The sequence below is a fragment of the Leisingera sp. XS_AS12 genome (genome assembly GCF_041224635.1).
Lineage (GTDB): Bacteria > Pseudomonadota > Alphaproteobacteria > Rhodobacterales > Rhodobacteraceae > Leisingera.
Genome location: NZ_JBGFGM010000010.1, coordinates 1 through 1,749, shown reverse-complemented (window position 1 = coordinate 1,749; position 1,749 = coordinate 1). Strand labels below are relative to the sequence as shown.

At 64.4% G+C, this 1,749-nt stretch carries 2 pseudogenes; one reads left to right on the top strand and one right to left on the bottom strand.

Going from position 1 to position 1,749, the window contains the following annotated elements:
* A pseudogene (locus AB9K35_RS00055) lies at positions 1-1,246 on the bottom strand (IS110 family transposase); the annotation flags it as partial.
* A gap of 266 nt (positions 1,247-1,512) precedes the next feature.
* On the opposite strand from AB9K35_RS00055, the pseudogene AB9K35_RS00050 reads away from it, so the two are divergent.
* Positions 1,513-1,710 (top strand): annotated as a pseudogene (locus tag AB9K35_RS00050) (transposase); the annotation flags it as partial.
* Positions 1,711-1,749 lie beyond the last annotated feature (39 nt).

Here is a 1,749-nt window from a genome sequence, read left to right as displayed (position 1 = left end):
CGGCTGGAAGCGTCACCGGGCAGCCTATTCAGTCCCTGCCGGTTTGAGGCGGCCGCACACCCGCCCTGTTTTGGAGGGTGTGGCCGCCAGGCCGCCACGAAGTGCTCGTAGCTTTTCTCCGCTTGCTCAGCGATCTTGGCTTCCTGGTGGCGCAGCTCCTTCACATTGTAGGCATAGCCTGCACCACGCCGATTACCCTTTTTCTGCGGCTGCCCGGCCGCCAGTTCCATGGCGCGGCGCTTGTGGCCACCAGGCTGGGCCGGGCCCAGCGATAGTCTTCGTATTTGGTCAGCATGTGCCAGCAAATGGCCGCAAGCTTGCGCGCCACCGCGACGGCGGCGATCTGATGTCCGCGCCGCGCGCGGATGCGGATGAAGAAGGCGCGCAACGGACCCGGCGCTTTCGCCGCGGCCCAGGCCGCCTCGACCAGCATGGCGCGGGCATGGCTGCGGCCGGCCTTGCTGATCCGGCCATGGTGGGCGGGTCCCAGACCGGATTGGCGGACGCGCGGGTTCAACCCGAAATAGCTCACCAGTTTCTGCGGCGACTTGAACCGCTCGATGCTGCCGATCGCCGCCATCAGCCCCGCGGCGACCACCAGATTGACCCCGGTGATGGTCAGGAGGCGCTGGATCTCTTCGTCCTCCAAGGCGTCCTGGGCGATGTCGCAGTCGAGTTGGGTAAGGTCCTCTCCGAGCCGGTCGAGCTCGCGGATATGGCGCGCAATCGCGGCCCGTTCGTCCTCAGGCACCGGCTGGCGGGCCAGCCAGTCGCGGCCGCGCTGGTTGAAGAGATCGGCATGCGGGCACTTCGGGATCAGATGCGCATGCAGGATGGCATGCACCTCGTTCTTGATCCGGGTCCGGTGCCGGACAACCTGATAGCGGCGCGCCACCAGCCTGCTCATCCGCTCCGTCGCCGCATCCGGGGTCCAGATTTCCGGCAGGTAGCCGGCCGCATGCAGGCTGGCCAGCGTCCCGGCGTCGACCTTGTCGGTCTTCACATGGGCATGGGCGATCGCTTTGACCTGAAGCGGATTGGCAATCACCACCCGCTTCACATAGGGCGACAGGATCCGGGACACCGCCATGCAGTTTCCGGTCGCCTCGATCACCACCTCGTCCGTCTTCTTGAGTTGCCTGCCGAACCCCTCCAGGGCCGTGCGGGTCATCTCGACCCGGCCTTCGTGCCGGGTCAGGCCATTCTCCCAGATCACCACCTCCCCAAAGGTGCGGTGGATATCGATGCCGATCACGCGTCGCATGCGCGCCTCCCTTGCCAGTGACAAAAAAGCGGGAGCGGCGGGCGACACGACAACTACGGATTCGCGCTCTCGGCGCAACCGGGCGAGTCGCAGAGGCGGCCAGCTACTAATACGAGCTCGCGGCTCATCGTATACATCGGCCTGCCCGCACCTTCGTGCTCCCGGTGCCTCTGTCCCGGATGCTCGCAGCATACACCCTGATCAGAGAATCGGGGCCGAACATTGGCACCGGGATCTTCATACCGGTTACAGATGCCATAGAAAGCCTGAACCGCGTGATCCGGAAATCAATCAAGACGCGTGGCTCCTTCCCAACCGACGAGGCCGCGACCAAGCTCATCTACCTCGCAATCCGAAAATTTGAGAAGGATGGCCGGAACGTACGGGAATGGTTTGCGGCCCGCAATCAGTTCGCCATAATGTTCGGCGAGCGCTTCGACGCTTGAGTATTTGAAACCGCATGGGCCGGGCCAGATACACAGACT